At 67.3% G+C, this 25,897-nt stretch carries 27 protein-coding genes and 1 pseudogene; 15 read left to right on the top strand and 13 right to left on the bottom strand.

Annotated features, from left to right (window positions below; all coding sequences use genetic code 11):
* Positions 1-97: 97 nt before the first annotated feature.
* On the top strand, positions 98-1,507 hold the full coding sequence (locus QFZ61_RS11220; protein ID WP_307036027.1) for an MBL fold metallo-hydrolase: 1,410 nt from the start codon (positions 98-100) through the stop codon (positions 1,505-1,507).
* 198 nt (positions 1,508-1,705) lie between these two features.
* Positions 1,706-2,905 (top strand): MFS transporter, encoded by a 1,200-nt coding sequence (locus QFZ61_RS11215; protein WP_307038140.1) that lies wholly within the window; start codon positions 1,706-1,708, stop codon positions 2,903-2,905.
* Here the strand turns inward: QFZ61_RS11215 and QFZ61_RS11210 are convergent.
* The 5 genes from QFZ61_RS11210 to QFZ61_RS11190 form a co-directional block, all read right to left on the bottom strand.
* The gene (locus QFZ61_RS11210) at positions 2,849-3,310 is read right to left on the bottom strand and encodes an STAS/SEC14 domain-containing protein (protein WP_307036026.1); all 462 of its coding nucleotides are present in this window, start codon (positions 3,308-3,310) and stop codon (positions 2,849-2,851) included. The two genes, QFZ61_RS11215 and QFZ61_RS11210, sit on opposite strands and share 57 nt — an antisense overlap.
* Positions 3,311-3,454: 144 nt before the next feature.
* Positions 3,455-3,865 (bottom strand): universal stress protein, encoded by a 411-nt coding sequence (locus QFZ61_RS11205; protein ID WP_373427149.1) that lies wholly within the window; start codon positions 3,863-3,865, stop codon positions 3,455-3,457.
* 118 nt (positions 3,866-3,983) lie between these two features.
* Positions 3,984-4,748, bottom strand: a complete 765-nt coding sequence (locus tag QFZ61_RS11200; RefSeq protein ID WP_307036024.1) for a sulfite exporter TauE/SafE family protein — start codon at positions 4,746-4,748, stop codon at positions 3,984-3,986.
* Positions 4,745-5,353 (bottom strand): rhodanese-like domain-containing protein, encoded by a 609-nt coding sequence (locus QFZ61_RS11195; RefSeq protein ID WP_307036021.1) that lies wholly within the window; start codon positions 5,351-5,353, stop codon positions 4,745-4,747. Before QFZ61_RS11195 ends, QFZ61_RS11200 begins: the two co-directional genes overlap by 4 nt.
* Positions 5,354-5,510: 157 nt before the next feature.
* Positions 5,511-5,813, bottom strand: a complete 303-nt coding sequence (locus tag QFZ61_RS11190; RefSeq protein ID WP_307036019.1) for a rhodanese-like domain-containing protein — start codon at positions 5,811-5,813, stop codon at positions 5,511-5,513.
* Positions 5,814-5,957: 144 nt separating this feature from the next.
* On the opposite strand from QFZ61_RS11190, the gene trxA reads away from it, so the two are divergent.
* The 3 genes from trxA (at position 5,958) to QFZ61_RS11175 (ending at position 9,142) form a co-directional block, all read left to right on the top strand.
* Positions 5,958-6,323, top strand: coding sequence for a thioredoxin (gene trxA / locus QFZ61_RS11185; RefSeq protein WP_307036017.1), 366 nt, complete (start codon positions 5,958-5,960; stop codon positions 6,321-6,323).
* A 293-nt stretch (positions 6,324-6,616) separates the two neighbouring features.
* Positions 6,617-7,663 (top strand): Gfo/Idh/MocA family protein, encoded by a 1,047-nt coding sequence (locus QFZ61_RS11180; protein WP_307036015.1) that lies wholly within the window; start codon positions 6,617-6,619, stop codon positions 7,661-7,663.
* Positions 7,664-7,714: 51 nt separating this feature from the next.
* Complete coding sequence (locus tag QFZ61_RS11175) at positions 7,715-9,142, top strand: ATP-binding protein (RefSeq protein ID WP_307036013.1); 1,428 nt, start codon at positions 7,715-7,717, stop codon at positions 9,140-9,142.
* A 102-nt stretch (positions 9,143-9,244) separates the two neighbouring features.
* On the opposite strand, the gene QFZ61_RS11170 is transcribed toward QFZ61_RS11175, so the two are convergent.
* The 3 genes from QFZ61_RS11170 to QFZ61_RS11160 are packed head-to-tail and all read right to left on the bottom strand — an operon-like array spanning position 9,245 to position 10,094.
* Complete coding sequence (locus tag QFZ61_RS11170; protein ID WP_307036011.1) at positions 9,245-9,385, bottom strand: hypothetical protein; 141 nt, start codon at positions 9,383-9,385, stop codon at positions 9,245-9,247.
* Positions 9,382-9,900: a dienelactone hydrolase family protein gene (locus tag QFZ61_RS11165; protein WP_307036009.1), complete on the bottom strand. Its 519-nt coding sequence runs from the start codon at positions 9,898-9,900 to the stop codon at positions 9,382-9,384. Before QFZ61_RS11165 ends, QFZ61_RS11170 begins: the two co-directional genes overlap by 4 nt.
* Positions 9,882-10,094, bottom strand: coding sequence for a dienelactone hydrolase family protein (locus QFZ61_RS11160; RefSeq protein ID WP_307036007.1), 213 nt, complete (start codon positions 10,092-10,094; stop codon positions 9,882-9,884). The genes QFZ61_RS11165 and QFZ61_RS11160 overlap by 19 nt, the downstream gene beginning before the upstream one ends.
* A gap of 181 nt (positions 10,095-10,275) precedes the next feature.
* On the opposite strand from QFZ61_RS11160, the gene QFZ61_RS11155 reads away from it, so the two are divergent.
* A complete protein-coding gene (locus QFZ61_RS11155) occupies positions 10,276-11,505 on the top strand; it encodes an amidohydrolase (RefSeq protein ID WP_307036005.1) in 1,230 nt (409 codons plus the stop codon).
* A gap of 27 nt (positions 11,506-11,532) precedes the next feature.
* Here QFZ61_RS11155 and QFZ61_RS11150 read toward each other — a convergent pair whose 3' ends face one another.
* Both QFZ61_RS11150 and QFZ61_RS11145 read right to left on the bottom strand, forming a co-directional pair.
* Positions 11,533-11,973: a hypothetical protein gene (locus QFZ61_RS11150; RefSeq protein WP_307036003.1), complete on the bottom strand. Its 441-nt coding sequence runs from the start codon at positions 11,971-11,973 to the stop codon at positions 11,533-11,535.
* 87 nt (positions 11,974-12,060) lie between these two features.
* Complete coding sequence (locus QFZ61_RS11145; protein ID WP_307036001.1) at positions 12,061-12,999, bottom strand: 5'-3' exonuclease; 939 nt, start codon at positions 12,997-12,999, stop codon at positions 12,061-12,063.
* A 208-nt stretch (positions 13,000-13,207) separates the two neighbouring features.
* Between QFZ61_RS11145 and QFZ61_RS11140 the strand changes: the two are divergent.
* The 3 genes and pseudogenes from QFZ61_RS11140 to QFZ61_RS11130 all read left to right on the top strand — a co-directional run bounded on the left by QFZ61_RS11140 (position 13,208) and on the right by QFZ61_RS11130 (position 16,274).
* Positions 13,208-15,356: pseudogene (locus QFZ61_RS11140) on the top strand (transglycosylase domain-containing protein).
* Between the two features lie 15 nt (positions 15,357-15,371).
* On the top strand, positions 15,372-15,809 hold the full coding sequence (locus QFZ61_RS11135; protein ID WP_307035998.1) for a universal stress protein: 438 nt from the start codon (positions 15,372-15,374) through the stop codon (positions 15,807-15,809).
* A 66-nt stretch (positions 15,810-15,875) separates the two neighbouring features.
* Positions 15,876-16,274, top strand: coding sequence for a VOC family protein (locus tag QFZ61_RS11130; protein WP_307035996.1), 399 nt, complete (start codon positions 15,876-15,878; stop codon positions 16,272-16,274).
* 48 nt (positions 16,275-16,322) lie between these two features.
* On the opposite strand, the gene QFZ61_RS11125 is transcribed toward QFZ61_RS11130, so the two are convergent.
* Together QFZ61_RS11125 and QFZ61_RS11120 are read right to left on the bottom strand one after the other, a co-directional pair.
* Positions 16,323-17,180, bottom strand: coding sequence for a 3-hydroxyacyl-CoA dehydrogenase (locus tag QFZ61_RS11125; protein ID WP_307035994.1), 858 nt, complete (start codon positions 17,178-17,180; stop codon positions 16,323-16,325).
* Positions 17,181-17,208: 28 nt separating this feature from the next.
* Complete coding sequence (locus tag QFZ61_RS11120) at positions 17,209-17,841, bottom strand: TetR/AcrR family transcriptional regulator (RefSeq protein WP_307035992.1); 633 nt, start codon at positions 17,839-17,841, stop codon at positions 17,209-17,211.
* A 69-nt stretch (positions 17,842-17,910) separates the two neighbouring features.
* Between QFZ61_RS11120 and QFZ61_RS11115 the strand changes: the two genes are divergently transcribed.
* The 6 genes from QFZ61_RS11115 (at position 17,911) to QFZ61_RS11090 (ending at position 25,513) form a co-directional block, all read left to right on the top strand.
* Positions 17,911-20,322: an alpha/beta fold hydrolase gene (locus QFZ61_RS11115; protein WP_307035990.1), complete on the top strand. Its 2,412-nt coding sequence runs from the start codon at positions 17,911-17,913 to the stop codon at positions 20,320-20,322.
* A 105-nt stretch (positions 20,323-20,427) separates the two neighbouring features.
* Positions 20,428-21,225, top strand: a complete 798-nt coding sequence (locus QFZ61_RS11110; RefSeq protein WP_307035988.1) for a hypothetical protein — start codon at positions 20,428-20,430, stop codon at positions 21,223-21,225.
* Positions 21,207-21,563, top strand: a complete 357-nt coding sequence (locus QFZ61_RS11105; RefSeq protein WP_307035987.1) for a VOC family protein — start codon at positions 21,207-21,209, stop codon at positions 21,561-21,563. The genes QFZ61_RS11110 and QFZ61_RS11105 overlap by 19 nt, the downstream gene beginning before the upstream one ends.
* Positions 21,564-21,701: 138 nt before the next feature.
* Positions 21,702-22,481 carry a hypothetical protein gene (locus tag QFZ61_RS11100; RefSeq protein WP_307035985.1) on the top strand — a complete coding sequence of 260 codons (780 nt, stop codon included), beginning with the start codon at positions 21,702-21,704 and terminating at the stop codon, positions 22,479-22,481.
* Positions 22,482-22,588: 107 nt separating this feature from the next.
* Positions 22,589-22,927, top strand: coding sequence for a hypothetical protein (locus tag QFZ61_RS11095; RefSeq protein ID WP_307035983.1), 339 nt, complete (start codon positions 22,589-22,591; stop codon positions 22,925-22,927).
* A gap of 78 nt (positions 22,928-23,005) precedes the next feature.
* Complete coding sequence (locus QFZ61_RS11090; RefSeq protein ID WP_307035981.1) at positions 23,006-25,513, top strand: PEP/pyruvate-binding domain-containing protein; 2,508 nt, start codon at positions 23,006-23,008, stop codon at positions 25,511-25,513.
* A 145-nt stretch (positions 25,514-25,658) separates the two neighbouring features.
* On the opposite strand, the gene QFZ61_RS11085 is transcribed toward QFZ61_RS11090, so the two are convergent.
* Positions 25,659-25,868, bottom strand: a complete 210-nt coding sequence (locus QFZ61_RS11085) for a hypothetical protein (protein ID WP_307035979.1) — start codon at positions 25,866-25,868, stop codon at positions 25,659-25,661.
* Positions 25,869-25,897 lie beyond the last annotated feature (29 nt).

Below are 25,897 nucleotides of genomic sequence, written 5' to 3'. Positions count from 1 at the left end.
GGTCTGCCGCATTTGCGGGATACCCCCGGGGGTATTACTCTTGAACGTAGAGGCGGAAGGAATCCCTTCCCCGTCCACCTCAAGAAGGAGTTCCCGAATGCTTATCGAACGCATTTACGACGAAGACCTCGCACAGGCCAGCTACTTCATCGGCTGCCAGAGCAAGGGCGAGGCGATCGTCGTCGATCCCCGCCGCGATATTGCCGTCTATGAGAACCTCGCCGCCGCCAACGGCATGAAGATTGTGGCAGTCACTGAGACCCACATCCACGCGGACTTCCTGTCCGGCACCCGCGAGTTGGCTGCCGTCACCGGCGCTACCGCCTACGTCTCCGGCGAAGGCGGCGCCGACTGGCAGTACGGCTTCGAGGCTGAACGCCTCAACGACGGTGACACCATCACCCTGGGCAACATCACCGTGAAGGCTGTGCACACTCCCGGCCACACCCCAGAGCACCTGTCGTTCCTGGTCACTGACGGGGCCTTCGCAGAAGCCCCCGGCTACCTGCTTTCCGGTGACTTCGTGTTCTCCGGTGACCTGGGCCGCCCGGACCTGCTGGACGAGGCAGCCGGCGGCGTCGACACCCGCTTCGAAGGCGCCAAGCAGCTCTTCGCCAGCCTGCGGGATAAGTTCCTGACCCTGCCCGACCACGTCCAGGTTCACCCCGGCCACGGTGCCGGCAGCGCCTGCGGCAAGGCCCTCGGCGCCATCCCGTCCTCCACCGTCGGCTACGAACGCCTCTACGCCTGGTGGGGCCCGTACCTGGCCGCCAACGACGAACAGGGCTTCATCGACGAACTGCTCGACGGCCAGCCCGACGCGCACGCCTACTTCGCCCGGATGAAGCACGAAAACCGTGAAGGCCCCGCCGTCATGGGCGAACGCAAGCCGCTGACCGAACTGGACACCGCCGCCGTCGCCAAGGACCTGGCCGCCAACAAGGCGATCTTCGTTGACACCCGTCCCAACGGCCAGGTCCACGAGGGAACCGTCACCGGCGCGGTCAACATCCCCGCCGGCAAGTCCACCGCCAGCTTCGGCGCCTGGGTGGTTGACCCCGAAAAGGACAAGACCCCGCTGGTCCTGCTCGCCGCTGACCAGGCCGCCGCGATGGAGATGTGGGACCACCTGGTCCGCGTCGGCATCGACAAGGTCGCCGGCTACGTCACCGGGCTCGAAGGCCTGCCGATCTCCGTCCCGAAGCTGATCCAGCCTGAGGAACTCGACGGTTTCGACGCCGCCATGGTCCTGGACGTCCGTAACAAGACCGAGCACGCCGCCGGCCACATCCCCGGCTCCTACCAGCTAAGCGGCGGCCGCGTCATGTGGCACCTGGACGAACTCCCGGCAGAGGGCACCATCGTCTCCTACTGCCAGAGCGGAGTCCGGAACTCCGTCGCCGCGAGCGCCCTGCGCCGCGCCGGCTACGACGTGCTCGAGCTCGACGGCAGCTACGCCGCCTGGACCGCCCGGCAGCAGGCTCCGGAAACCGTTCCGGCCAGCTAGCTAGGCACAGCAGCAGGCAGTAACAGCGTGGGGCGGCGGACCGGACAACCGGAACGCCGCCCCACGCGTTCCCCCAACAACAGTGGAGTACCCGTGACGTTCGCCCAGGCACCCTCCCGGCACGACGACGCGGTCCGGCGCGACGACCGGCAACACGCCGGCGTTACCCTCGGCCTGCGTCAGAACATCGCCCAGTTCCTGCTTCTGGTCGCGGTCAATGCCCTGGTCGGCGGAACCCTCGGCCAGGAACGCACCATCCTGCCCCTGCTGGCCGACCGGGTCTTTCATCTGGACCTCTACACCTCCGCGCTGACCTACATCCTGGCTTTCGGCATGGCGAAGGCCGTCACCAACTACTTCGCCGGCACCCTCTCGGACCGTTACGGCCGCAAGCCCGTCCTCGTCGCGGGCTGGTTGATCGCCCTGCCGGTCCCGTTGCTGCTGATTTTCGGGCCCTCCTGGGGGTGGATCGTCGCCGCCAACGTGGTCCTGGGCATCAGCCAGGGACTGACCTGGTCAACCACCGTCATGATGAAGATGGACCTGGTGGGCCCGTCCCGCCGCGGCCTGGCCATGGGCCTGAACGAGGCGGCCGGCTACCTCGGCGTCGCCGGCACCGCGTTGGCCACCGGCTACATCGCCGCGAACTACGGTCTGCGCCCGGGACCGTTCCTGCTCGGCGCGGCCTTCATCGCCGTGGGCCTGGGCCTCTCGGTCTTCGCGGTGAAGGAAACCCGGCATCATGCCAGGCTCGAAGCGGCCAGCCACACTGCCGCCCACGCCGACGCCCACGCCGACCTCAGCAACCGGCAGGTCTTTACCCTGACCAGCTTCCGCGACAAGTCGCTGTCCTCCGTCAGCCAGGCCGGCATGGTCAACAACCTCAACGACGGCCTTGCCTGGGGGCTTTTCCCGGTCCTCTTCGCTGCCGCCGGACTGACCGTCGAAAGAATTGGAATCCTTGCCGCGGTCTATCCTGCCGTGTGGGGCGCAGGGCAGCTCGTCACCGGGGCACTGTCGGACAAGTACGGCCGCAAGTGGCTGATTGTCGGGGGCATGCTCGTCCAGGCGGCGGCCCTCTGGCTGGTTGCCTTCGGCACCGGGTTCGGCTGGTGGCTGGCGGCAGCGGTACTGCTCGGCGCCGGCACCGCCATGGTCTATCCCACCCTCCTGGCCGCGATCGGCGACGTCGCCCACCCGGCCTGGCGGGCCCGTTCGGTGGGAATCTACCGGCTCTGGCGCGACGGTGGATTCGCCATCGGGGCGCTGCTCGCCGGCATCCTCGCCGACGCCTACGGCATCCCGGCCGCTGTCGCCGTCGTGGGCGCCATCACCGCGCTCTCAGGAGTCCTTGTGGCCGCCCGGATGCGCGGCACCGACCACCGACCCGGGGCCTAACGTCCCCGGCGGTGCCGGGCGGGGCTGTTCTCCCTCCCGCGACGGGAGCCCGGCCAGCCATTCCGCCGCCTCCGAACCTGAGACGAAGTACGCATGCGGGCAGAAGCTGTGACGTCCAAGGGCTGCGGCTACCACCGTGTCGACGACACTGGACCCGACCAAGGCCACTGCTGAGACGGCCTGGGCCCGTTCAAAAGCGCCCCGGGCTGCAGCGCTCATGGTCACTGCGGAAATCTCCACCAGCAACGGCAGCGCCCGGCCGGCACCGAGTCGCCGCATTGCCTCGATGGACGCAGCTGCGTCCTCGGCATCGACCTGCGAACCCGGCATCCAGCGAAGGTGGAAAAACCCGGCCTCGCTGATGCAGAGCCGTGCTTTGCCTCCGGCAATCAAAATGTTTTCCACGGTCCCCCCCTAGGCCTCCAACATACGGTACTCGAGCCTGGCTTCGCTGACTCTCCAGACCGGGCGCGGGATCACGTCAACTGTCCGTCCGGCGCAGCTCCGCCTGCGCTCCGGCGGGCCCGCCGCGTCGCCGTCGCCCGGACTTCAGCCTCGGGCCGAATCCGCGCCGGTCCGGACCACCAGCATCGGGCACCGGGCGTGGTGCACGGCATGGTTCGATACCGAGCCCAGCAGCATTCCGGTGAAACCGCCGTGACCGCGCGATCCGACGACCAGAAGATCAGCCGCGGCGGCGGCGCCGAGCAGCACGTCAGCAGGACGGCCTTCCGCCACCTCCCCGGTGACGGCCACCCCGGCGCCGGCCGAGCGCACCATCGCCTCGGCGTGCGACTGCCGGGTGTGATCCCCGAAGGCGTCGTGGTCCGGGGCCCGGCCGTCCGCGTCCCCGATCGCGGGGTAATGCCAGGCGCTTACGACGTGGACCTGCCCGGAGCGCAGGCGCCCCTCCTCAAGCGCCCATTCCAGGGCCGCAAGCGAGGAGTCCGACCCGTCCACTCCGACGACAATACGAAAAGGTTTGCGGTTGCCATGACTCGGACCGACGCCACCAAGAAAGCGCCGGAGGACAGGTCCTCCGGCGCTTCATTTGTCCGGCTTCGCAATACGGCTTAGCTCAGGAGAGCAGCGCCTGCACGGTTACATACACCGCGACCAGCAGCACCAGGACGCCGAAGCTGCGTTTCAAGACCTTGTCCGGGATTTTGGTTCCGAGCCGGCCGGCGATGAGGGAGGCGACCATCGCTGTCCCCGCGAAGGCAGCTGTGACGCCCCAGTCGATCTGCAGGTCACCGAGGTGGGCGGCGAAACCTGCGATCGAGTTGATGACGATGATGACCAGCGAGGTTCCGACGGTCACCGCCATCGGAAGGCCCAGGACCAGGGTCAGTGCCGGGACGATCAGGAAACCGCCGCCAACGCCCAGCAGGCCTGTCAGGAACCCCACGACGGCGCCGGTCGCGATGGCCTTGGGCAGGCAGCTGCGCCAGTTGACGCCGCCGCCGGGCAACGCGCAGGATCCGCCGGCGGCCTTTGACGGCAGCATCATCCGGATCCCGGCGATGACCATGATGGCGGCAAACGCCAGCAGCAGCACTTTGGGGTCCAGCAGCCGGTTCACGTAGGCGCCCAGGTACGCGGTCGCGGTTCCGGCGGCGCCAATGATGAGGGCAAGCCGCCAATTCACGCCCCCACGCAGCCGGGGCAGCACCGCAACGGCGGAGGACGCGCCGACGACGACCAGCGACGTCGGGATCGCCGCAGCCAGCGGGAGCCCCACGCCGTAGACGAGGGCGGGGACAGCGAGAATGGACCCGCCGCCCCCGACCAGGCCGAGCAGGCCGCCGACGATGAGTCCGAACGCCGCCGCGGCGAAGATCATGCCTTAGCGCCCAGGTTCTGCAGGGCCTGGTGTGCGGTGGGCTCGTTCGCGGACCGGTTCCACGGCATCTTGGAGAGCATCTGGCCCATGGCGCAGCTGTTCGTCGCCGCGGAGAAGGTCAGGCCCGCGCCGATGCCCCCGGCCAGGAGCCCCAGCTTCGGGGACAGGAGCTTGCTGCCCACCACACCGGCCAGCACCAGGGAGCCAGCCGTCATACGGACCTGGCGCTCGAGGGCCCAGGTGTTGCGGCCCTTGACGACGTCGCCGTCGGCAGCAGCATAGGCAGGCACGCCGCCGGTCAGCACGCTCGCGCTGCCCAGGCCCACGGCGTCCAGATGCTTCCGGGCCTGTTCGGCCCGGTTTCCGGACTGGCACACCAGTACCACGCGGGTGCCCATCTTGGCGGCGAATTCCTCCGTATGTTCGCTCAGCATCGGCAGCGGAACATGGTAGGAGCCCTTGATGTGCATCGAATCAAACTCGGCACCACTGCGTACGTCGATCACCGTCAGGTCATCGTGGTTGTCCTGCCAGGTCTTGAGCGTGGCGGCGTCGATGGTCTGGGGCGCGGACTCGACCGTGGTGGTCGTGGTTGAGGTAGTCATAGTCTCTTTCGGTATAGCTTGGGCAGTTCGGGCGGCAGCCCGCAGAGGCAGGGGCCGCCGGTCCACCTGCTCCGCGGCCCGTGAGGGCCGGACCGGGACAGGCGGGAACCCGGAACGGCGCGCTGGGGAAGCGCCGCCCGGGCAGTCATAGAAGGCGTTAGCCGGCAGGCAGTCCCGCAGCTGACCAGTCGAGCATTCCGCCGGTCATCGTGTAGGACGTGAAGCCGGCGGCGGCGAGCTGGTCAGCGGCGGCGGCGCTTCGGCGGCCGCTGCGGCACACGGCAACGACGGCACGGGTCTTGTCCAGTTCGCCCAGCCGGGCGGGCAGTTCCCCGAGCGGGATGTGGCGCGCGTCGGCGATCATGCCTTCGGCGACTTCCGCAGCCTCGCGAACGTCCACAACCTGCGCGTCGCTGCCGTTCTTGAGTTGTTCGTTGAGTTCCTGGGCGGTGATGTCCATAGGTGCACCTTTCAATCGGTAGCGGCACGGGCAGATGCCTAGTCCAATATACCCCCTAGGGTATTCAAGGAAAAATCGCCCGGCCGCGTCCGGCCAGCCATAGCCGCAATTGCGATAATACCCCGGGGGGTATATTGTTGAGTCATGGCAACCATCGATATTTCTGAAAAGACCTTCAACGACACGATCTCCGGCAACGACATTGTGCTGGTGGACTTCTGGGCCGCCTGGTGTGGTCCGTGCCGCATGTTTGCCCCCACCTTCAACAAGGCATCCGAAGCCCACCCCGACGTCGTCTTCGCCAAGGTCGACACCGAGGCCGACCCCGGCCTCTCTGCCGCCGCCCGCATCACCTCGATCCCCACCCTGATGGCTTTCCGCGAGGGCATCCTTGTCTTCTCCCAGCCGGGCGCCATGAACGCCACCGGCCTCGAGGAACTCATCACCGCCGTCAAGGAACTCGACATGACGGACGTCAGGGCCCAGCTGGCCGCCGCTGCCGCTTCCTAGCCGTTACTGTAAGAGACCCCCCGCACCTGCGGCACCCCACAACCGGCAGTACCTACTCAAGGAGATAATTATGTGCGCTTCCGTCCGTTGCAATAGCTGTGGAAAAATCACCTGGGCCGGTTGCGGCGAGCACGTCGAGTCCGTGATGGCCGACGTACCTGCCGAGCAGCGCTGCACCTGCAAGTAAGCTCCTGCGCTGAGGACCCCCTCCTGGGCTAGCATGCTCAGACGGCGTCATTGCCCCCTGGGGCGCGCGACGCCGACCTGACCTACTGCCGAGGGGACCCCCAGCCATGTCCGACAGCACCGCCGCCGGCTCCCCCGAACGCCCAGGGGTCTCCCCCGGCAGTTCCGGCAGCGGGCTCCGTTGGGGCATCCTCGGCACCGGCTTCATCGCCGGGCTGCAGGCCTCGGACCTCGTGGAGCACGGCTTTATGGTCCTGGCCGTCGGTTCCCGCAACCCCGCAACGGCCCGGGATTTCGCCGCCAGGTTCAACCTGCCCGCGGCCCACGGCAGCTACGAAGCGCTGGCGGAGGATCCCGACGTCGACGTTGTCTACATCTCCTCACCGCACCCCTTCCACTACGAGAACGCCCTGCTGGCCCTGAATGCCGGCAAGCACGTGCTGGTGGAGAAACCGTTCGCCATGAATGCATGGCAGGCCCGGGAAATCACCGGGCTCGCCGCGTCACAGGGGCTGGTCGCCTTGGAGGCCATGTGGACGCGCTATCTCCCGCACATGGTCCGCATCCGGGAGCTGATCGCGTCCGGTGCACTCGGCGAGGTCCGGACCGTGATCGCAGACCACAACCAGAACCTGCCCAAGGATCCCGGACACCGGGTCAACGACCCGGCTCTGGGTGGCGGGGCCCTCCTGGACCTGGGAATCTACCCTGTCTCGTTCGCCTTCGACGTCTTTGGTGCGCCGGCCAGAATCCAGGCGGCGGCAAGCACGACCGGCACCGGCGTCGACCGTCAGACGGCGATGATCTTCGAGTACCCAGAAGGCCAGCAGGCCGTGCTGCACTGCGCGCTGGACACGGCCGGGCCCAACCGGGCTGCGGTCATCGGCACGGGCGGCAGCATCGAGATCGACCCGGTCTGGTACACCCCCGGAGGTTTCACCCGCTACGACGACGGCGGCAACGTCGTCGAGCGCTTCGATCAGCAGGTCACGGGGCGCGGCATGCAGTACCAGGCGTGGGAGCTGGAGCGGCTCGTGAGGACCGGCGCAACCGCGAATGACATCCTGCCGCCGAGCGAGAGCGTCCAGGTCATGGAGGCCCTGGACGCAGTACGCTCCCTGATCGGTCTCCGCTACACCAGCGACGAGCGCTAGCTCCTGCCGTTTCAGGCACGCCTGCAGGGGCTGCGCTGGTAGGGTCTGCGCATGGATGAAAAACTGGGGAAGTTCATCGACGATTTTGCGCAGCTCGTGCAGCTGGCGCAAAGCACGCAGCACCGGATGCCGGAGGGCACCCAACTGCTGGCGACGCTCACCGAGCACCTCAACCTGCCGGCAGCATCCGTACCGGTGGTGATCGAGCAGATCCCGCCGCACCGGTTTGTGGACGCGGACATCCAGATGGCCGAACTCGCCGGTGAGGATCCCGAGTTCCGCCTGGTGGGCATCGGCGGCGGCGACCAGCGCCACCACCAATCCCTCAGCGACATGCTGCAGCAGGCCCAGCTGTTTCCGCAGTTCCCCCTCGCCCAGCCCGACTACGCCAATCTCGCGGTCGGACCTGAGGAACAGCGGCAGGCGGTGGCCCTGGGTCTGTGGCTGTTCCGCCGCGACGGAAAACCGGTCGCGGTGCTGCAACGGGACGCCAACCCCCGGTACGGCCGGCAGTCGCCGTGCCTGGAAGTGCTTGCGGGCACCACCGAGACAGCCGCCGCCTTCCTCGCGGAGTTCCGCCGCCGGATGCAGCACCACAGCGTCCTGAAGGGCCAGATCATCTCCCTGGTCATCGGCGAGTACGGCCCGAGCGCGGCCGGTGTCACATTCCATGCCAAGCCGGCCCTGGCGGCGTCGGACGTCATCCTGCCCGCGGGCCTGCTGCAGAAGGTGTCCGACCATGCGCTGGGTATCGCCGAACACCGGGACACCCTCAACCAGTATGGGCAGCACCTCAAGCGCGGCATCCTGCTGTACGGCCAGCCGGGCACCGGAAAGACCCACACAGTGCGGCACTTGCTGAGCCGGAGCGAAGGGACCACTGCCATTCTGTTATCCGGCGGCTCGCTCGCCCGGATCGCCGAGGCAGCAACGATGGCCCGGGCCCTCCAGCCCTCCATCGTCGTCCTTGAGGACTGTGACCTCATCGCCGAGGACCGCAGCTTCGGGCACGGACCGCAGCCGTTGCTGTTCGAGGTGCTCGACGCGATGGACGGGCTGGCCAGCGACGCTGACGTGGCGTTCGTCCTCACCACCAACCGGGTGGACATGCTGGAACGTGCCCTTGCCCAGCGGCCCGGCCGGGTGGACCTGGCCGTGGAGATCCCGCTGCCGGCGCAGACCGAACGCGTGGCACTGCTTCAGCTGTATTCCCGCGGGATCGGTTTCAGCGCTGGCGCGCTTGAGGAGGCGGCAGCCCGAACCGAAGGAACGACAGCGTCATTTGCCCGCGAGCTGATCCGCCGCGCCGTCGTCGCCGCTGCCCTGACGGACGCACCGGTCGGTGATGGCCATCTGCAGTCGGCCGTAGCGGACCTGATGGCCGACGGCGAGGCGCTGACCCGCAGCCTGCTCGGAAGCGGCGGCGGCGCACCCGCACCGGCCTTTGAGGGCCACCGCAGCGGCTCAGGTGCTTACTGATTCTGCCCTTCGCTTCAGGTTCGAGAACTGGCGGGACTGCATGACCCAGTGCGAGGGCTCCAGGATGAGCACGCTGAGAATGGGCTGAAGCCAGCTTGGCCGTCATGCCCAGTACCCGCTGACGACCAGGCGGGTGCCCCCGCCTGGCGCGTCCTTGAGCTCGAAGCCCCAGAGCGAGTCGGTGAAATTGGCGAACCCGGTTGCGGCAACACCGGTCCCGACTACGTGCGCGCTGCGCGTCATTGCGGCTCCCCCTCGGGGCTGAGATGTTGCCGGAAGAACGCCAGGATTCGGCGTCGGGCGTCCGCGGCGGAGGGCTCGTGATACCCCGCGGCCACGAGTTTGGCGAGCAGCTTGTCACCCAAGGTCAGATCCGACGGGCCGTGCTGGTTGAGGAAACCGTGGCCCGCGCCCGGATAGACCTTGAGATCGTGGTCTATCCCTGCACCGGTCAGCAGCGGCTCCAGCCGGCCGGGCACCTTACGCACCCCGGGCCAGCGGTCCTCCGCCCCGTAACTCCCGACGATCGGGCAGGCGCGGGGCATCGCCCGGGCCGTCGCGTCGTCAAGTCCGCCGTAGTTCACGCTGGCCGCCGCGAAGTCATGGTCCGGAGCCAGCATCAGGGCGAAGCCGCCGCCCATGCAGAACCCGATGACTCCGATCCGGCCGGTGCACTCGCCGCGTGCTGCGAGCCACGCGCGGGACCGGTCCAGGTCGCCCAGTGGACGCCAGCCGCGGATCAGTGACCAGAGGCACACGGCCTGCTGCCCCAGTAGAACAGGTCCGGTGCCACCGCAAGGTAGCCCTCGCCTGCCAACCAGTCCGCTTGCGCGCGGGTATCGCGGCTCAGGCCGAGCGCGTCATGGATGACGACGACGCCGGGCCAGGGCCCCTCTCCGGCCGGCGCCGCCAGGTAGGCCGGCATTTGACCGCGTTCGGTTTCGATGGTCACGTCCGTCATGGTTGCCTCCCGGGACGTTCGGCCCGTTGGGACGGAAACCTGTCTACCAGTGCCGCAGCAACGGCAGGAAGAGTCCTTGGCCCCGGCACCCTCCCCGGCCCGGGGTCTAAGCTGGGTCTGCCAGCAGCGCCCGCTTTGCCGGGTGCAGTGGACCTCCGGGAGGTAGAAGCGCATGAGCAGTAGTGACGCAGTTCTCGCCGGCCTCGACGCAGAACTCGGCTGGGTGCGCGACGCCTATACCGAGTTGCACCGGCACCCTGAAGTGAGCCGCCAGGAACACGCGACGTCGAAAATCGTTCAGGACAAGCTTGCGGCGTTCGGCTGTGCGGTCCACCGCATTGGAGGGACCGGCGTCGTCGGTGTGCTCGTGAACGGCGACGGACCCACCGTCCTGGCCCGCGCCGACATGGACGCGCTTCCTGTAACGGAGGGCACCGGACTGCCTTACGCATCGACCGTTCCCGGCGTCATGCATGCCTGCGGACACGACCTGCATGTGGCCACCCTGCTCGGCGCCGCCAAGCTGATGGCGGACGGACGCGATGCCTGGTCGGGCACCTACATCGCGCTCTTCCAACCGGCCGAGGAGGTCGGGGCCGGGTCCCAGGCGATGCTCGACGACGGCCTGGTCACCAAAGTGCCCCGGCCCGACGTCGCCCTCGCCCAGCACGTGATGCCGCTACCGGCCGGGACAGTGGCCACGACGGAAGGGCCGGTCCTCTCGGCCGGTGATTCACTCAAAATCACCGTGCACGGGAAGGGCGCGCACGGCTCCATGCCGCACATGTCCGTGGACCCGGTGGTGCTCGCAGCCTCCATCGTTCTTCGCCTGCAGACTGTCGTTTCGCGGGAGGTGAAGCCCGGCGAGTTCGCCGTCGTCACCGTGGGGGCGCTTAACGCCGGAACGACGTCGAACATCATCCCCGACCGCGCCACACTGCTGCTGAATGTCCGCACCTACGACAGCCAGATCCGGCTTGGCGTGCTCGCCGCGATCGAGCGGATCGTCAAGGGCGAGTGCGCCGCAGCGGGGTCACCGCTTGAGCCCGACTTCGAGTATTACGACCAGTTCCCGCTGACCAGCAACGATCCGTCGGTGACGGCGCGTGTGCGGGCCGCGTTCACTGCCCACTTCGGTCCGGACGCGGTGCACGCCGCAAAGCGGCAGACGGCGTCCGAGGACTTCAGCCGCATTCCGGACGCCTTCGGCGTGCCGTACACCTTTTGGCTGATCGGCGGGGCGGACCCCGACGCGTACCGGGCCGCGGCAGCTCAAGGAACGGTGGCGCAGGACATCCCGGCGAACCACTCCCCGTTCTTCGCGCCGTTGATGGACCCGACGCTGTCCGTAGGCGTCCGGACCCATGTTGTCGCCGCCCTGTCGTACCTCGCTGACGGCTAATGCACGGTTCGGCAGACGCGGCGGGCCCTACTTAACCGCCGGTGCCGTCTTGGCGCCGCGGACAGGGACGCGCTTGCGGTCCAGGATGAGCGCAGCTGCGATGCCGAGCATCCAAACGTCCTTCGCCAAGGGCACGCCCTGCTGGGTAGGGCGGATACCGTCTTCCATAGTCATCCCCGGCGTTTTCCGGTACATGGTGAGGAGAGACCCGGAGAAAACTCCGAGACAGAGCCCGGCGAACCGGCTCGGCACGAACGGCGCCAGGAGTGCCGCACCCAGGCCCATCTCTGCGTAACTGAGCATCTTCCCGAACGCCTCGGGCTCCATTTTGCTGACCGGCGGAAACACCCGGGCAGCCATGCCCTGCATTCCGGCGGCACTTTCCCCATCCAGGCCCCGCTTGCCCAGTCCCGAATTCAGGATGAAGGCCCCGGTGGTTAAACGAAGTGGAATATGACTCAGTCTCATGACGGTCCCCTTAGATAGTGGTCGGCGCCCAGCTATCACGAGCCTAGTTTCAGAATGCCTCGACCCGCCAGCCCCTGGCCTGCCCGCTTAGCCCCGCAGGTCGAACGCTTGCAGGAGCCGTCGGACCGAACCGCCGAGGTTCCATTCCGTGGCGAGGGCCTCAAGTTCGGCGCGCCTCTCGCCGGCGACAGGCTTCAGGCGCGCGCCCGCCTCCTCCGGCGTCGGCAGCGGAAGGTCGCGGACAACCCTGACGACGGCGGGAGCAGCCGCGAGATAGTCCGCCGCCGCGCCGAGCTTGGCGCGCAGTGCTGCGGACAGACCGCTGTCGGCATCCGCCGCGGCTGCCAGCAGCCCGTCCAGCGTGCCGTATTCGCCGAGCAACGACGCCGCAGTTTTCTCGCCGATACCCGTGACACCAGGCAACCCGTCCGAGGCATCGCCGCGGAGGGTCGCATAATCGGCGTACTGGTTCGGCAGCACCCGGTACTTGCCCGTCAGAACCTCTTCGGTTACCACTTCCAGGTTCTTCATCCCGCGTGCCGTGTAAATCACCCGCACCTGTCGGGCGTCGTCCACGACCTGGAAGAGGTCGCGGTCACCGGTGACCGCGTCGACGGGGATACCGGCCCGGCTGGCGTAACTGCCGACGACGTCGTCGGCCTCATGGTCCGCAGCGCCTACGACGGCGATGCCCGCGAGTTCGAGCGCCCTCCGGATCAGGGGCAGCTGAGCCGTCAGGGCCTCCGGCACGACTTCGACGTCGGCGGCTCCCGGCACCGATTCCGCCACCCGGTGTGCCTTGTACCCGGGGACGCGTTCCACCCGCCATTGCGGCCGCCAGGCATCGTCCCAGCAGGCGATGAGCTGCGTCGCGCCGAAGTCGGTCGTGAGGCGGGCGATCATGTCCAGCAGGCCGCGGACGGCGTTCACCGGGGTTCCGTCGGCCCGGCGGATGGTGTCCGGCATGCCGTAGTAGGCACGGAAGTACAAGGATGCAGTGTCGAGCAGCATGAGACGGTCCGGCATGGCCTCGACTCTATCCCCGGCCACGGCCATGGGGTAGATCGCGGCAAATCGCTTTGAGCTCCCGACCGTTGATATGCAGGCCAAATCGGTTCATAGCGCCCCGCCTTGCACCGCTCCGGCTGCCAGCCTAGGACCTCCGGCACTGTCCCGGAGGAACGGTCCCGACCTATTCTGGGCGTAGGTTTTGAGCACGACAGCTGGACAGAAGATGACGCCGGAGAAACGAATCGGATCCCGTCTCGCCGCAGCCCTCTGGAGGGTTCTTGGGCTCGTTACAGTCAGTGCCGTTTGTGGCGTCCTGGTTGCCAGCCTGGCGATCCCCGGCGTCGCGGCTGCCGGAGTTGCGGTCAGCAGGTCAATCGGATTCTTCAACGGCCTGCCCTCCCAGCTGGCGGTCGAGACGCCGTCGCAGTCGACCAAAGTGTTGAGCGCCGACGGAAAGCCGATCGCCACCTTCTTCGCCGAGAACCGTGTGAAGGTCGGTCTGGACCAGATGTCGCCGTACATCAAGGAAGCGATCGTCGACATCGAGGACAGCCGCTTTTACCAGCACGCCGGCGTCGACCCCCAAGGCATCCTCCGGGCACTCACGTCCAACTTGGCCGGCGGCGGCAGGCAGGGCGCCTCGACCCTGACCCAGCAGTACGTCACCAACGTGATCAACGAATCTTTGATGTCAGCGGAGCGGAGCGACCAGGTCATTCTTAGCGGCCAGAAGAGCATTGGGGACAAGGTGCGTGAGATGAAGCTCGCACTGGAGCTGGAGAAGAAGTACACCAAGGACCAGATCCTTGAGGGCTACCTCAACATCGTGTTCTTCAACCGGGACGCGTACGGCATTGAAGCCGCAGCCCGGCACTTCTTCAGCACCACCGCCAAGGACCTCACCTTGTCTCAGGCCGCCTTGCTCGCAGGGCTGGTCAATAGTCCCACCTTTTACGATCCCGCCACCCATCCGGAGAACTCGATCAAGCGGCGCAACCAGGTCCTGGACAAGATGCTGAGCGAGGGGAAGATTTTCCAGAAGGACCATGACGCCGCGGTCGCCAGCCCTGTTCAGCTGAAGATCGCGCCCGCCAGGCAGGGTTGCGCAGCGGCGGACATGGCACCGTACTTCTGCGATTACATCTCCCACCTGATCCTCAACGACCCGTCCTACGGCGTCGACGTCACGGACCGCGAAAGGAAGCTTTACCGCGGGGGGCTGACTATCACCACCACACTGGACAGCAGGCTCCAGGCCGCTGCGCAGGCACAGGTCGATGCCACGGCCGGGCCCAACCCGGACAAGTGGGGTGCGTCGCTGGTGTCCATCAAACCCGGCAGCGGCGAAATCCTCGCCATGGCCCAGAACACCTTGTTTCTTCCCGCGCCCGGCAAGTTCGACACGCAGCTGAACTTCAACGTCGATGCAAAAGACGCCAACGGCCATGACCTGAACGGCGCCGGCGGGTTCCAGCCCGGCTCGACGATGAAGCCCTTCACCTTCGCGGAATGGCTCAACGAAGGGAAGTCCATGGTCGCTGAGGTGGATGCGTCCCGGCGTACCTACCCGCTGAACTTCGCCTGGAGGTCAAGCTGCGGAAAGGTCCTCGGGGCCTACGATTCGGCGCAGAAGGCACTCGGCGCCGCCGACGATCTGCAGAACAACGACGAGGGCTACTACCGCAAAATGCCCGTCAATTACGGGCTCTACAACTCCATCAACACAGCCACTTTCGCTGAAGCGGCCCAGCTGGACTTCTGCGGCATCCAAAAGATGGTGGACACGGTGGGCCTCCACAGCGGCGTGGACAACGCTCCGGTGAACATGCACCAGCTCGGGAACCTGCTGGGCGCCATCGGAGTGGCACCGCTTCATCTGGCCAACGCGTTTGCCACGTTCGCCGCTGACGGGAAGTACTGCGCCCCGATCGCCGTCGTCGGCGTGACGGACGCCGCCGGACGGGAACTCCGGGCCCAGAAGAGTGACTGCCGGAGCGCGGTCAAGGCCGAGGTGGCCCGCGGCGTCAACGCCGTGCTCCAGGACGTGCTGAAGAAAGGGTCCGGCGTTTACATTCAACCGAAAGTCCAGGACCGCGTCCCGGTCGCGGCCAAGACCGGTACGTCCAACAACAACGGCGCCACCTGGGTGGTCGGCTACACCCACCGGCCTGGCCACTGCCTCCTTCTTCGGAGACACGCTGGAGGGCCAGAAACGGCCGGGCCAAAACATCACCGTCAACGGCAAGTTCTACAAGAACATTGACGGGTACATGCTGGCCGGGCCGCAATGGGCCAACTATATGCAGCAGGTAGCCGGGCTCTACCCGGCAGCAGCGTTCCCTCCCCCGCCCGAGTCGATGACCAAACCCTGAACGGACGGAGAACTCATGGCTGACAACGGGAGCTTCAGGATATTGGTGGGCGCGGACGGTTCGCCCCAGTCCCAGGCCGCCCTGGACTGGGCGGTCGAGGAAGCGAAGCTACGCCGAGGCACCGTACTGGCCCTGGCCGCATGGAACTTCCCCTATGTCAGCGACGCCCTGGGGCAGGCATGGGACTACGGGGTCTTCCAGTCGGATGCCGAGACCATCCTGGAGGCCGAGCTCAACCGCGTCGGCAACCTGGGTGTAGTGGTCACGGGACGAACAGTGCAGAGCAACCCAGCCTCGGCGCTCGTGGAAGCGTCCCGGGAGGCCGATCTGGTGGCGGTCGGTTCGCGGGGGCACGGCGGATTCACCGGCATGCTGCTTGGCTCGGTGTCGGCCCAGCTTGTCCACCATGCGCACTGCCCGGTGCTGGTGTTCCGCGAACCCAGCCCCGAGTAGAACCGTGCCCCGGGCAGAACCCGGAACTGCAGGGCTCCGGTGCATCGTGTGCGCTATCGTGGGGCCATGTCCAGCCGCCTCGCGTCCATTGCCATCGACGCGATCGACCCACGGATAGTGGCCGACTTCTGGTGCGCCGTCCTCGGCTGGCAGGTTGTCGAAGAGGACACCGGCATCATCAGCATCGCAGCGCCGGACGCATCCTGGCCGTCCATCGATGTGATCGCCGTACCCGAGGGCAAAACCATCAAGAACCGGCTGCATTTTGACCTGCGGGCCGACGGCGTTTCCACCGCCGCGGAGCTGGAGCGGCTGCTCGCGCTCGGCGCGCAGCGTAAAGACGTCGGTCAAGGTCCGGACGTCAGCTGGGTGGTGCTGGGTGACCCGGAGGGCAACGAGTTTTGCCTGCTGTCCCGATCGGTCCAGGACCTCGAGCGGGAAGAGGGCCGCCAGCAGCAGCAGTAGGCAGCCGGCAACGGGACCCCCGCCGCCGGCCAGCCCGCTTTCCGCGGCTCAGTACTTGTAGAAGCCTTCCCCTGTCGCGACGCCGAGTTTGCCCTGGTCGATGTAGTTTTCCTTCAAGTGCTGGGCGAACGCCTGGGACCCGGCGTCCGGTGAGGCCGAGGCGATGTTGTAGGCCGTTGTGAGGCCGACGACGTCGAAGATCTGGAAGGGGCCGCTGGGCGCTCCGGTGGCGATCCGCCAGGTCTTGTCGATCGTCTGCGGATCAGCGACGCCCTGCAGCAGCAGGCCGGCGGCGGCGTTCAGGAGCGGGACCAGCAGCGAGTTCAGCACGTAGCCGGCTTTCTCCTTCTTGATCTCGATCGGCTCCAGCCCGCTGTTCCGGGCGAACTCGACGACGGCGTCATACACGGCAGGATCGGTGTCGGCTGTTCCCATCACCTCGGCGATGTTCTGCACCCAGATGTTGTTGGCGTAGTGGATGGCGAGGAAGCGGTCGGGCCGGCCGGTGAAGTCCTTGAGGTCGCTGGGCAGCAGCGTCGAGGAGTTTGTGGCGAAGACGGTCTTGGCGGGTGCGAGCTCGCCGAGTCTGCGGTAGACGTCCCGCTTGAGTTCCAGCAGTTCGGGAACGGCTTCGATGACGAGGTCTGCGTCCGCAACTGCGTCCGCCAGGTCGGCGGTGAGGCGCAGGTTTTTGAGAGCGGCCTCCGCCTTACCCTCGGCGGCGTCGGATACCTTTTCCGCCTGGTAGATGCCCGCGAGACGGGCGAAACGGGCCCTGGCCTGCTCGAGGACCTGGTCGTCGACGTCGTACGCCGTGACCTCGAAGCCGGAGAAGGCGGCCTGGTATGCGATCTGGGAGCCGAGAACTCCGGTGCCAAGCACGGTGAGCGTCTTGATCTGGGCCATGTGGGTTTTGATCCTTTCGACCGGCAGGCTAGTGCCGGCCCGGGTTGGTGGATCCGTAGATGCTGCGGATCCAGATGGTTGAGAGCACGTCCAGGGCGTCAGACTCCGCGATCGCCGGACTCTCCTTGTTGAGGCCCGCGGTGATCACCCGTTCGTTCATCAGGTTCAGGCTTACGGCCAGGTCGGAGGCGTCGATACCCTCCGGCGCCGCCCCCCGGGCCTGCTCGGCCCGGATCACGTCGCTGGAGAAGTCGACCCACGACTGCATCGACTTGGCCCAGAGGGCGCGCACCTCGTCATTTCGGGCCCGCGCAGCGATCGCGGCGGTCGACACGCCGCGGTGGGACACGAAGACCTCGACGAACATGCCAATAGAGCGGGTCCACGCCCCCGCGGGGTCGCTGGCGAAATCGCGGGGCAGGTTCCCCACGCGGTGTTCCACCTCATTGATGACCCGGTCCAACAGCGCCAGCAGCACCGCGTCTTTGGACGGGAAGTAGAAGTAAAAGGTGGGCCGGGAGATGCCGGCGCCCCGGGCGAGGTCTTCGATGGACACGTCGTCGAAGGTCCGTTCGGTGAGGAGAGCCTCGGCGGTGACCAGGATCGCGTCCTGGCGCTCGTCGCCTGAGACCCTCGCGGCGCGTCTTCCTCGTTCAGCCATGCGCCCATCCTAGCGCGGGTTTTCAACACAGTGTTGACTATCTCAACACCGAGTCGATAGCTTGGCTTCATGAGCGAGCACATCGACGTGTTAATTGTTGGAGCGGGACTGAGCGGCGTTGGTTTTGCCAGCCGGTTGAAGCGCGAACTGCCGGGGAAGACCTTCGCGGTTCTGGAGTCGCGCAGCGCTGTGGGGGGCACCTGGGATCTTTTCCGCTACCCCGGCATCCGCTCAGATAGCGACATGTACACCTTGGGCTACTCGTTCCGGCCCTGGGCCGGTGCCAAGGCGATCGCCGACGGCGACTCGATCCGCGAGTACATCGACGCGACGGTTGCCGACGAAGGTCTCGCCTCCCAAATCCGGCTGAACCACCGGGTCGTCTCCGCCGAGTGGTCCAGCGACACAGCGCTGTGGACGGTGACGGCGGTCCGCACCGCCGACGGCGAATACCGGGCCGACGATCCGGCGTCCTCTGCCGCCGAGCCGGTCACCTTCACCTGCTCGTTCCTGTCCGTCTGCTCCGGGTACTACCGCTACGACGAGGGGTTCACCCCGGCCATCGAAGGGGCCGACAGCTTCACAGGGACGATGGTCCACCCGCAACACTGGCCGGCCGATCTGGACTACGAAGGCAAGCAGGTGGTGATCATCGGCAGCGGTGCCACTGCGGTGACGCTGGTGCCGTCGATGGCGAAATCGGCCGCCAAGGTGACGATGCTGCAGCGCTCCCCCACTTACATCGCTCCCGTTCCGTCCCGGGACCACCTGGCCGACCGGCTCCGCGGCAAGCTGCCCGCGCAACTGGCGTACGACGTCGTCCGGGCGAAAAACATCCTCTATTCGATGTTCACGTACCAGCTCAGCCGGCGGCGGCCGGAAACGATGAAGGCGATCCTCCGCAAGTCGGCCGTCGCGAAGCTGCCGGCGGGCTTCCCGGTCGACACACACCTGGCGCCGTCGTATCAGCCCTGGGACCAGCGCGTCTGTGCGATCCCCAACGGCGATCTTTACCGGGCGATCAGTGCCGGCACTGCCGAGATCGTGACCGACAAGATTGCCCGGATCACTCCGGACGGCATTGAGCTGGCCTCCGGCGCCGCGCTCCCGGCCGACGTCATCGTCACCGCGACGGGACTGAACCTGCTGGTGATCGGCGGGATGACGCTCACCGTCGACGGGGAACCGGTCGATGTCGGCAAGACCCTGACCTACAAGGGCATGATGCTTGAAGGCGTTCCGAACTTCGCCCTCACGATCGGCTACACGAATGCCTCCTGGACGCTCAAAGCGGATCTAGTCGCCGGCTACATTTGCAGGCTGCTGAAGCAGCTCGACCGCCGGCACCTGCAATGGGTGGCACCCGTGGCGCCGGCGGACGTCGCCAACGGTGCGCTGTCCTCACTGATTGACCTGCAGGCCGGCTACATATTCCGCGGTGCTGACCAGCTGCCGCGGCAAGGCGCTGCCTCACCGTGGCGGCTGCACCAAAACTATTTCCGCGACTTCGCCCTGCTCAGGGCTGGCAGGGTGACCGACCTTGTCAGGTTCGGCCGGCGCGGGCAGCAGGTGCTCGCCCCCGCACGGCAGAGCCCGACGGCGGCCCCGGATCCCCTTGAGCTCCCGGGGACCGCCTACGTTACTGTTGCCGGCACGCGCCTGCGCTACCGGAAGACCGGCAGCGGGGACCCCGTGCTGCTCCTGCACGGCATCGGCCAGAGCCTGGAGGACTGGAACGAACAGCACGAACGGCTCGCTGAACGGCACACCGTCTACAGTGTGGACCTGCCCGGTTTTGCGTACTCCGAACGGCTGCCGGGGACGACGACGCTGGGCAAGCTCGCTGCCGTCCTGCCCGGCTTCCTCGACGCTGTCGGGGTTTCCGCGCCGCTTCCCGTGATGGGCAACTCGCTCGGCGGCGCCGTCGCCATGAAGCTTGCCGCGGACCACCCGGACCGCGTCTGCGCCCTGGTTCTGGCTAACAGCGCCGGATTCGGCAAGGAAGTTGCGCTGGTCCTGCGCTTGCTCGCCGTCCGCCCGCTCGCTTCCCTGCTGATGCGTCCTGACGAGAAGGCATCGCGCCGGACCGTCCAGTCCCTGTTCTACGACAAGACCCTGGTCACCGATGCCCGGATCGGCCATGCGTTCGCGTTGTCGCAGCGGGAGTCGCACCGCCGGACGCTGCTCGACGTGGCGCGCGACCTCGGAACGGTCTCCGGCGTTCGGGCCGAGTGGCGGACGGCCCTCATCGGGGCGCTGGCCCAGTCGGACGTTCCGGTGCTGGTGCTTTGGGGCGATCACGACCACATCCTTCCCTTCAGCCACCTCGAGGCCGCCGCCGCAGCCCTGCCGCACGCCGAATCCCACGCCTTCGACAAGACGGGGCACATGCCGCAGATCGAACGGCCGGACGAGTTCGCGGCAGTGGTTGAAGACTTCCTGTCGAGGGCCCTGGCGGACCGCCGGGCGGCAAGCGTTTAGCCCGGAGCCATTGCCGGCGCCCGGGGACCTTGGCCTCTGGCAGCGGAGCCTCCGGGCGTTGGAACCTGCCAGCAGGACGTGTCCCAGCGGAAGAGTGGGTGAGCCATGGCAGCCGGCGAAGCTGCGGTCCGCCCGGGCGTGAGCCTGGGCGGACCCCCGGCCGAGAACCCGGACGGGAACCTGGACGGGAGTCTGGGCGGGAACTCAGGGCACAGGCGGGACGGCCGGGGCTTGCAGCTCAGTGTGCTCCGCGCGGTCGCGGCCCTGCTGGCCGGGCTGGCGGCTTACCACCGCTTCCTCCGCCCGCTGCACCTCCACTGGGGAGCCAGCCTCGAGGAAGCCGGCCGCTCAATGCCTGGCGACCAGCTCGTGCAGTGCCCGTTCGTGACGACGACGAGGGCTGTGTCGGTGCAGGCTGCACCCGGCAACGTCTGGCCCTGGCTCGTGCAAATGGGGAACGGGCGCGGCGGTCTCTACAGCTACGATTTTCTCGACCGTGCCTTCGGCATCCTGAGCGGGCCAAGCGCCGAGACGGTTCTTCCGGAGTTCCAGCAGCTCAGGGCAGGTGATGTCATCCCCCTGGGGAAGGGCCCGGACTGGCCCGTCGCCCTCGTCGACCCCAGACGGGACCTGGTGCTGGAACCCGTCCACGGCCGCGTCAGCTGGTGCTTCGCGCTGTATCCGGCCGGGAACGCCACCCGGTTGGTGAGCCGGGTACGTATCCGGATCTACACGAGGGCGGTCCTTTGGTTATTGGGGCCGCTGATCGATGCGAGCTGGTTCATCATGGAGCGGAAAATGCTTCTCGGAATCCGGCAGCGCGCCGAGAGACTGGACCGCCTTACGGCTTCTCCGGCATCGGACATCAGCAACGGGGAAAGAGTATGCACGTCATTCGCGTAACGGTCGACCTCGCGGTGCCCGACATCGAGGCGACCAAAGCCTTCTACTCGGACTACCTCGGGCTCACCGAGGAAGACCTGGGTCTTAACTGGGTCACCCGTTTCGTCGTACCGGGCTCCGGCGAGCACGTTCAGCTCGTGTCGCGCGACGCGACGGCTCCGGAGAACCCGCTGCTCACCGTCAGAGTCGACGACGTCGACGACGCCTACGCGGAAGCCCGCCGCCGCGGGTACGAGGTAGTTCATCCACTGACCAGTGAGCCGTGGGGCATCCGCCGGTTTTTTGTCCGGGCTCCCGACGGGACAGTGCTGAACATCGCCCAGCATCAAGGCCACTGAAGTCCCTCATTCATGGTCTGAGCAACCGACCGGCGCACAACAAAAAACCAGCCGGCCTGTAACTCTTGGCCCGGTCCCGGAAACTTTGCTTACAAGCGGGACATCAGCCCGCCGTCGCAAACATTTGGGGGTTACACCATGAATTCACCTCGTGCCGGATTTTTCACCGCCATCACCATTACGGGTTTTGCCGTCAGTGTCGGCCTTGCCGGCTGCGGGCCGCAGCCAGGGGCACCTGCTGCGCAGCCAAGCATCACCGTGAGAGACACCGCCGGCAGCACGATAGCGCCCACCGCCCCGCCGGCATCCACTCCAGCACCGGCGTCGGCCCCTGCCACTGCCACGGCGGCACCGGCGTCCACGGCGGCACCGGCGTCGCAGGCCTCCGAGCCGTCGGCATCGCCCGCCACCTCCTCGCAGAAAACCTTCACATTCCCGGATGGCCACATCTCCTTCGCGTATCCGAAGACCTGGACGGCGCGGACCGTGCCCCCGCCTGCCGGCCTGCCCGGCGTCGAGGTGATCGTCGCTGACGGTGCGGGCAACGACCTGCTCTCCCTCAGCAACGGCGTAACCGCCGGCTGCGCGGGCGGTCCGGTGTCGCGCCGCGTGTTCGATCAAATGACCGTTCACGGGATGACCGCGCCGGACGGCACGAAACCCAGCTTCGGGTTCGCCGTCGAATCCGTGGGGAACGTCGACACCTACTCCATGGGGTTAACCGATCCCCGGTCGCTAAAGCAGGGCGAAGGAGTCACATCCTGGTGCAATCTCATCCCCACGGCCAACGGCGGACTGTTCACCCATGTCATTTTCAACGACCCGGCATTCCCCAACAAGGACGCGGCCCAGGCCTGGATGGCAACCGAGCAATACGTTCAGCTCAAGGCGCTGTTGGTGAGCCTGAAGTACCTCTGAACCGCAGGCCAGCCCGCACCTGTTCCGGGGACCGCCCGTCCAACCGCCTGTCCTGGGCCGCCGCAAAGGGTCTTCCCGCACCCCGGGTCCAGTGAGACGATGCCTGTATGAGTGAGAAAAACGACGGGCCTGCGCACGATCAGGGGCGCCTGCACGCCCATTCAGCGCCAACAACGCAACAGATACGCACAGTCGGCCAGCGACGGCGGGCGGCTGAGGAGAAGCTTGAGCATCACCTTGATGAGGCCCGCCACAAGAAAGAACACGACCACGAACATCATTCGGGGGCCGAGCACGAGTCGGAAACGCCGAGGGCCGGCGAAACAAATGTGGATGGCGGGGACATCGCAGCCATCCAGAACGATGACCGCCTGACCGCCGCCGACCGGGTTGACCTGATTGCCAACCAGGCCCTCCCCGAGGCGGACGAGAACGACGTTTCCTGAGCTGACGTTCCCTGGGATGGCAGACGCCTTCCCGGTCGGGCGGGACGGCAGCCACCCGCCGGGGATGGTGCCTCGTTGATGCGCAGACGACCGTCCGGGGGCCCGGAAACCCCCGTCGGTCCAATCCTCGGTCCGTTGCGCGACTTCGGGGCAACGGACACGGCCGCAGCCGGCGGGAAGGGCGCCAACCTCGGTGAACTGGCCAGGGCCGGGTTCCCGGTGCCGGCCGGATTCATCATCACCACCGCTGCCTATCACGCCATGTTGCAGGACACGGGACTGGACACCACGCTCGCGCGGCTGCTCGCGGCCGGGGCGCCAGGGGCGACGATCCGTGCCGCCATCGCCGCTGTGCGGATGCCGGACCCCCTGCGCGGCGCCGTCCGGGAAGCGTACCGTTCACATTGCGAAGGGGCGGTGGCTGTCCGTTCCAGTGCCACCGCTGAGGACCTTCCAGGCGCCACTTTCGCGGGCCAGCAGGACACGTTCCTGAACATCGTGGGCGATGCGGCGCTGTTCCACGCCGTCTCGGGCTGCTGGGCGTCGCTCTGGACGGACAGGGCCATCGCTTATCGGCACCAGCGGGGCATTGGGCCGGAAGGTGTTGCCATGGCGGTGGTTGTCCAGAGGATGGTTGATGCCGACGTTTCCGGCGTGATGTTCAGCGCCGACCCTGTCAGCGGTCGCCGCGATGCCGTCATCGTGGACGCCAGCCCCGGGCTGGGTGAAGCGGTGGTGGCCGGACGGGTCACGCCGGAACACTACCTGCTCACCCGCCGGGGCCACCTGAGGCAATGGACGCCGGGTGGCCACGAGACCCTCGTCCGGCCGGTCCCAGGCGGGGGAACCGTCGAGGTGCCGGGCACGCCCGCAAATCGGCCTTCCCTGACGAGGCGGCAACGTGCGGCCCTCGCCGGTCTCTCCCGCCGGGTCGCGGCCCACTTCGGCACGCCGCAGGATATGGAGTGGGCTGTCGCTGGCGGGCACGTTTTCCTGCTCCAGGCGCGGCCCATGACGGCGCTGCCTCCGGAGCCTCTCCGCCTGAACGCCTTTCAACGAAAACTGGGCCCGTTTTTCGCCGAGATGTTCAACGACCGGCCCTACCCCCTGGACGTCTCCGGCTGGCTGGAAAAGGCGCTCCTGGTCATGCTTCGCGGTATGACCGGCAGTGTCGGCGTCGCGTTTCCTGCCCGGGAACGGATCTTCGTTGAGGAAGACGGGGTCGTGCTCACTGTTATCCCTCCGGTACCGCGCCCGTCGGTCAGGATGCTTGCGGCACCGGCCTCCGTCGTGGCCCGTGCCCGGCGCTTCCCCCTGCCGCGGTGGAAGGACGATAAACGGCTTGCCGCGTTCCTCACCGAGGTCCGCCGCCTCAACGACGTCGATGTGCGGCAGCTTTCCTGGCGGGACCTCGTGCTGCACGTCCAGCGGGTCTTCGATGCCCTCGGACCGATCACGGCGCTGCGGGTGTCCTACCTGCCGGGACTCCTGCTCGCCCAGCTGAAGCTCTGGCCGCTGCTGGCGCTGCTGGGAAGGCTGCGGCTTGGTTCCGCTTTGATTGCCGGCGCCCGCACACGTACAACCGACGCGAACGAGCAACTCGAGCGGCTTGCCGCCAGGGTGCGCTCAAGTGAAGGCCTCCGGCAGCTCTTCGCCGACGTCCCTGCTCCGGAGCTGCTCCCGCGGCTCGGGGTCCCGCAGTTCGCTGAGTTCAACAGAGCCCTCGACGGTTTCCTGGCCGAGTACGGTCACCGCGAATGCATCAGCGTGGCCCTCAGCAGCTCACCCACCTGGTCTGAGAGGCCCGACGTCGTGCTGGGAATCGTGAAAGCCCTCGCGGCCCAACAAGGCCGCACCGCCGATCACACCGGACAGGCACTTCGGGAGCTGGCCAGCCACCCGGCCCTGCGCAATCCGTGGCTGCGCCGGCAGGTCTTCGCCGCGGTCGCCGGATCCAAAGCGGGGATGGGATTCCGGGAAGATACCCACTTCTACGCCACCATGCTGCTGCCGCCTTTGCGCCGGGCTCTACTGGAACTGGGTGAACGGCTCTGGGCCGTGGGAGTCCTTGACGATGCAGGAGACATCTGGCACCTCCGCTTCGAGGAACTCCGCGCCATCACCGACCCCGGCAGCCTCGCCGACCAGGAGCGCGGCTCCCTCCGCTCAACCGTCATCGCCCGCTCCGCCAAACGGCGTGCCCTCACCGGGCAGGCGGTGGTGAACCTGGATGCACTCTTCGCCAACCGGAAAGCCGTCCCCGGCGCCCTGATCACCGGGACGGGGGCCAGCCGCGGTACCGCCACCGGGACCGTCCGCCTCATCCGCGGACCCGGCGAATTCGGAGCACTGCGGAGCGGCGAAATCCTCGTCTGCCCCTACACGAACCCGTCGTGGACACCGCTGTTCCAACGCGCCGCAGCGGTTGTCGTCGACGCCGGCGGAACCGGCTCGCATGCGGCCATCGTGGCGCGGGAGTACGGCGTTCCCGCCGTGATGGGAACCGGTCACGCCACCACTGTGTTGAAGAACGGGCAGCGCGTCACGGTCAATGGAAGCACCGGCGCCGTCACCGCCGCTCCCTGAAACGGCCGCACCGGCAAGCCGCCGGGCGAGAAACCGCCGGGCGAGAAGGCGGCGGGCGGAACGCACCGGACGGCTTCCGCGGGCAGCGCAGAAGGCCCCGCGGTGCGGAGCCTTCTTTTCACCGTCCGGCGGGGTCAGCCGCTGGTCAGACCTTCTCCTCGACGCGGTCAACAGCCGGTTCCTCCTGGACAGGGCGCTCGCTGCGACGGCGCGGGAAGGGCCAGAACAGCGTGCCCTGCTTCCGGGTTCGAAGCTCGGCCCGGTCCTCCCGTTTCGTCTCACTGCGGGGTTCAGGCGTCCGGTCGGATTCCTTCTTGTAGCTCCGCCCGAAGTCCTTGCTTGATGAGTAGCACATCACTTACCTCCTTTGGCGACTGCCCTTTA

The organism is Arthrobacter sp. B3I4 (genome assembly GCF_030816855.1).
Classification (GTDB): Bacteria; Actinomycetota; Actinomycetes; order Actinomycetales; family Micrococcaceae; genus Arthrobacter.
Note: the sequence above shows the minus strand (reverse complement) of the source record. Positions and strands in the feature narration are given on the sequence as shown.

Excerpts from the sequence above, each read along its gene's own strand:
- QFZ61_RS11220 (WP_307036027.1), top strand. The coding sequence starts at position 98 with ATGCTTATCGAACGCATTTACGACGAAGACCTCGCACAGGCCAGCTAC.
- QFZ61_RS11200 (WP_307036024.1), bottom strand. The coding sequence starts at position 4,748 with ATGATCTTCGCCGCGGCGGCGTTCGGACTCATCGTCGGCGGCCTGCTC.
- QFZ61_RS11195 (WP_307036021.1), bottom strand. The coding sequence starts at position 5,353 with ATGACTACCTCAACCACGACCACCACGGTCGAGTCCGCGCCCCAGACC.
- QFZ61_RS11190 (WP_307036019.1), bottom strand. The coding sequence starts at position 5,813 with ATGGACATCACCGCCCAGGAACTCAACGAACAACTCAAGAACGGCAGC.
- trxA (WP_307036017.1), top strand. The coding sequence starts at position 5,958 with ATGGCAACCATCGATATTTCTGAAAAGACCTTCAACGACACGATCTCC.
- QFZ61_RS11180 (WP_307036015.1), top strand. The coding sequence starts at position 6,617 with ATGTCCGACAGCACCGCCGCCGGCTCCCCCGAACGCCCAGGGGTCTCC.
- QFZ61_RS11175 (WP_307036013.1), top strand. The coding sequence starts at position 7,715 with ATGGATGAAAAACTGGGGAAGTTCATCGACGATTTTGCGCAGCTCGTG.
- QFZ61_RS11170 (WP_307036011.1), bottom strand. The coding sequence starts at position 9,385 with ATGACGCGCAGCGCGCACGTAGTCGGGACCGGTGTTGCCGCAACCGGG.
- QFZ61_RS11155 (WP_307036005.1), top strand. The coding sequence starts at position 10,276 with ATGAGCAGTAGTGACGCAGTTCTCGCCGGCCTCGACGCAGAACTCGGC.
- QFZ61_RS11150 (WP_307036003.1), bottom strand. The coding sequence starts at position 11,973 with ATGAGACTGAGTCATATTCCACTTCGTTTAACCACCGGGGCCTTCATC.
- QFZ61_RS11145 (WP_307036001.1), bottom strand. The coding sequence starts at position 12,999 with ATGCCGGACCGTCTCATGCTGCTCGACACTGCATCCTTGTACTTCCGT.
- QFZ61_RS11135 (WP_307035998.1), top strand. The coding sequence starts at position 15,372 with ATGGCTGACAACGGGAGCTTCAGGATATTGGTGGGCGCGGACGGTTCG.
- QFZ61_RS11130 (WP_307035996.1), top strand. The coding sequence starts at position 15,876 with ATGTCCAGCCGCCTCGCGTCCATTGCCATCGACGCGATCGACCCACGG.
- QFZ61_RS11125 (WP_307035994.1), bottom strand. The coding sequence starts at position 17,180 with ATGGCCCAGATCAAGACGCTCACCGTGCTTGGCACCGGAGTTCTCGGC.
- QFZ61_RS11120 (WP_307035992.1), bottom strand. The coding sequence starts at position 17,841 with ATGGCTGAACGAGGAAGACGCGCCGCGAGGGTCTCAGGCGACGAGCGC.
- QFZ61_RS11115 (WP_307035990.1), top strand. The coding sequence starts at position 17,911 with ATGAGCGAGCACATCGACGTGTTAATTGTTGGAGCGGGACTGAGCGGC.
- QFZ61_RS11110 (WP_307035988.1), top strand. The coding sequence starts at position 20,428 with ATGGCAGCCGGCGAAGCTGCGGTCCGCCCGGGCGTGAGCCTGGGCGGA.
- QFZ61_RS11105 (WP_307035987.1), top strand. The coding sequence starts at position 21,207 with ATGCACGTCATTCGCGTAACGGTCGACCTCGCGGTGCCCGACATCGAG.
- QFZ61_RS11100 (WP_307035985.1), top strand. The coding sequence starts at position 21,702 with ATGAATTCACCTCGTGCCGGATTTTTCACCGCCATCACCATTACGGGT.
- QFZ61_RS11095 (WP_307035983.1), top strand. The coding sequence starts at position 22,589 with ATGAGTGAGAAAAACGACGGGCCTGCGCACGATCAGGGGCGCCTGCAC.
- QFZ61_RS11090 (WP_307035981.1), top strand. The coding sequence starts at position 23,006 with ATGCGCAGACGACCGTCCGGGGGCCCGGAAACCCCCGTCGGTCCAATC.
- QFZ61_RS11085 (WP_307035979.1), bottom strand. The coding sequence starts at position 25,868 with ATGTGCTACTCATCAAGCAAGGACTTCGGGCGGAGCTACAAGAAGGAA.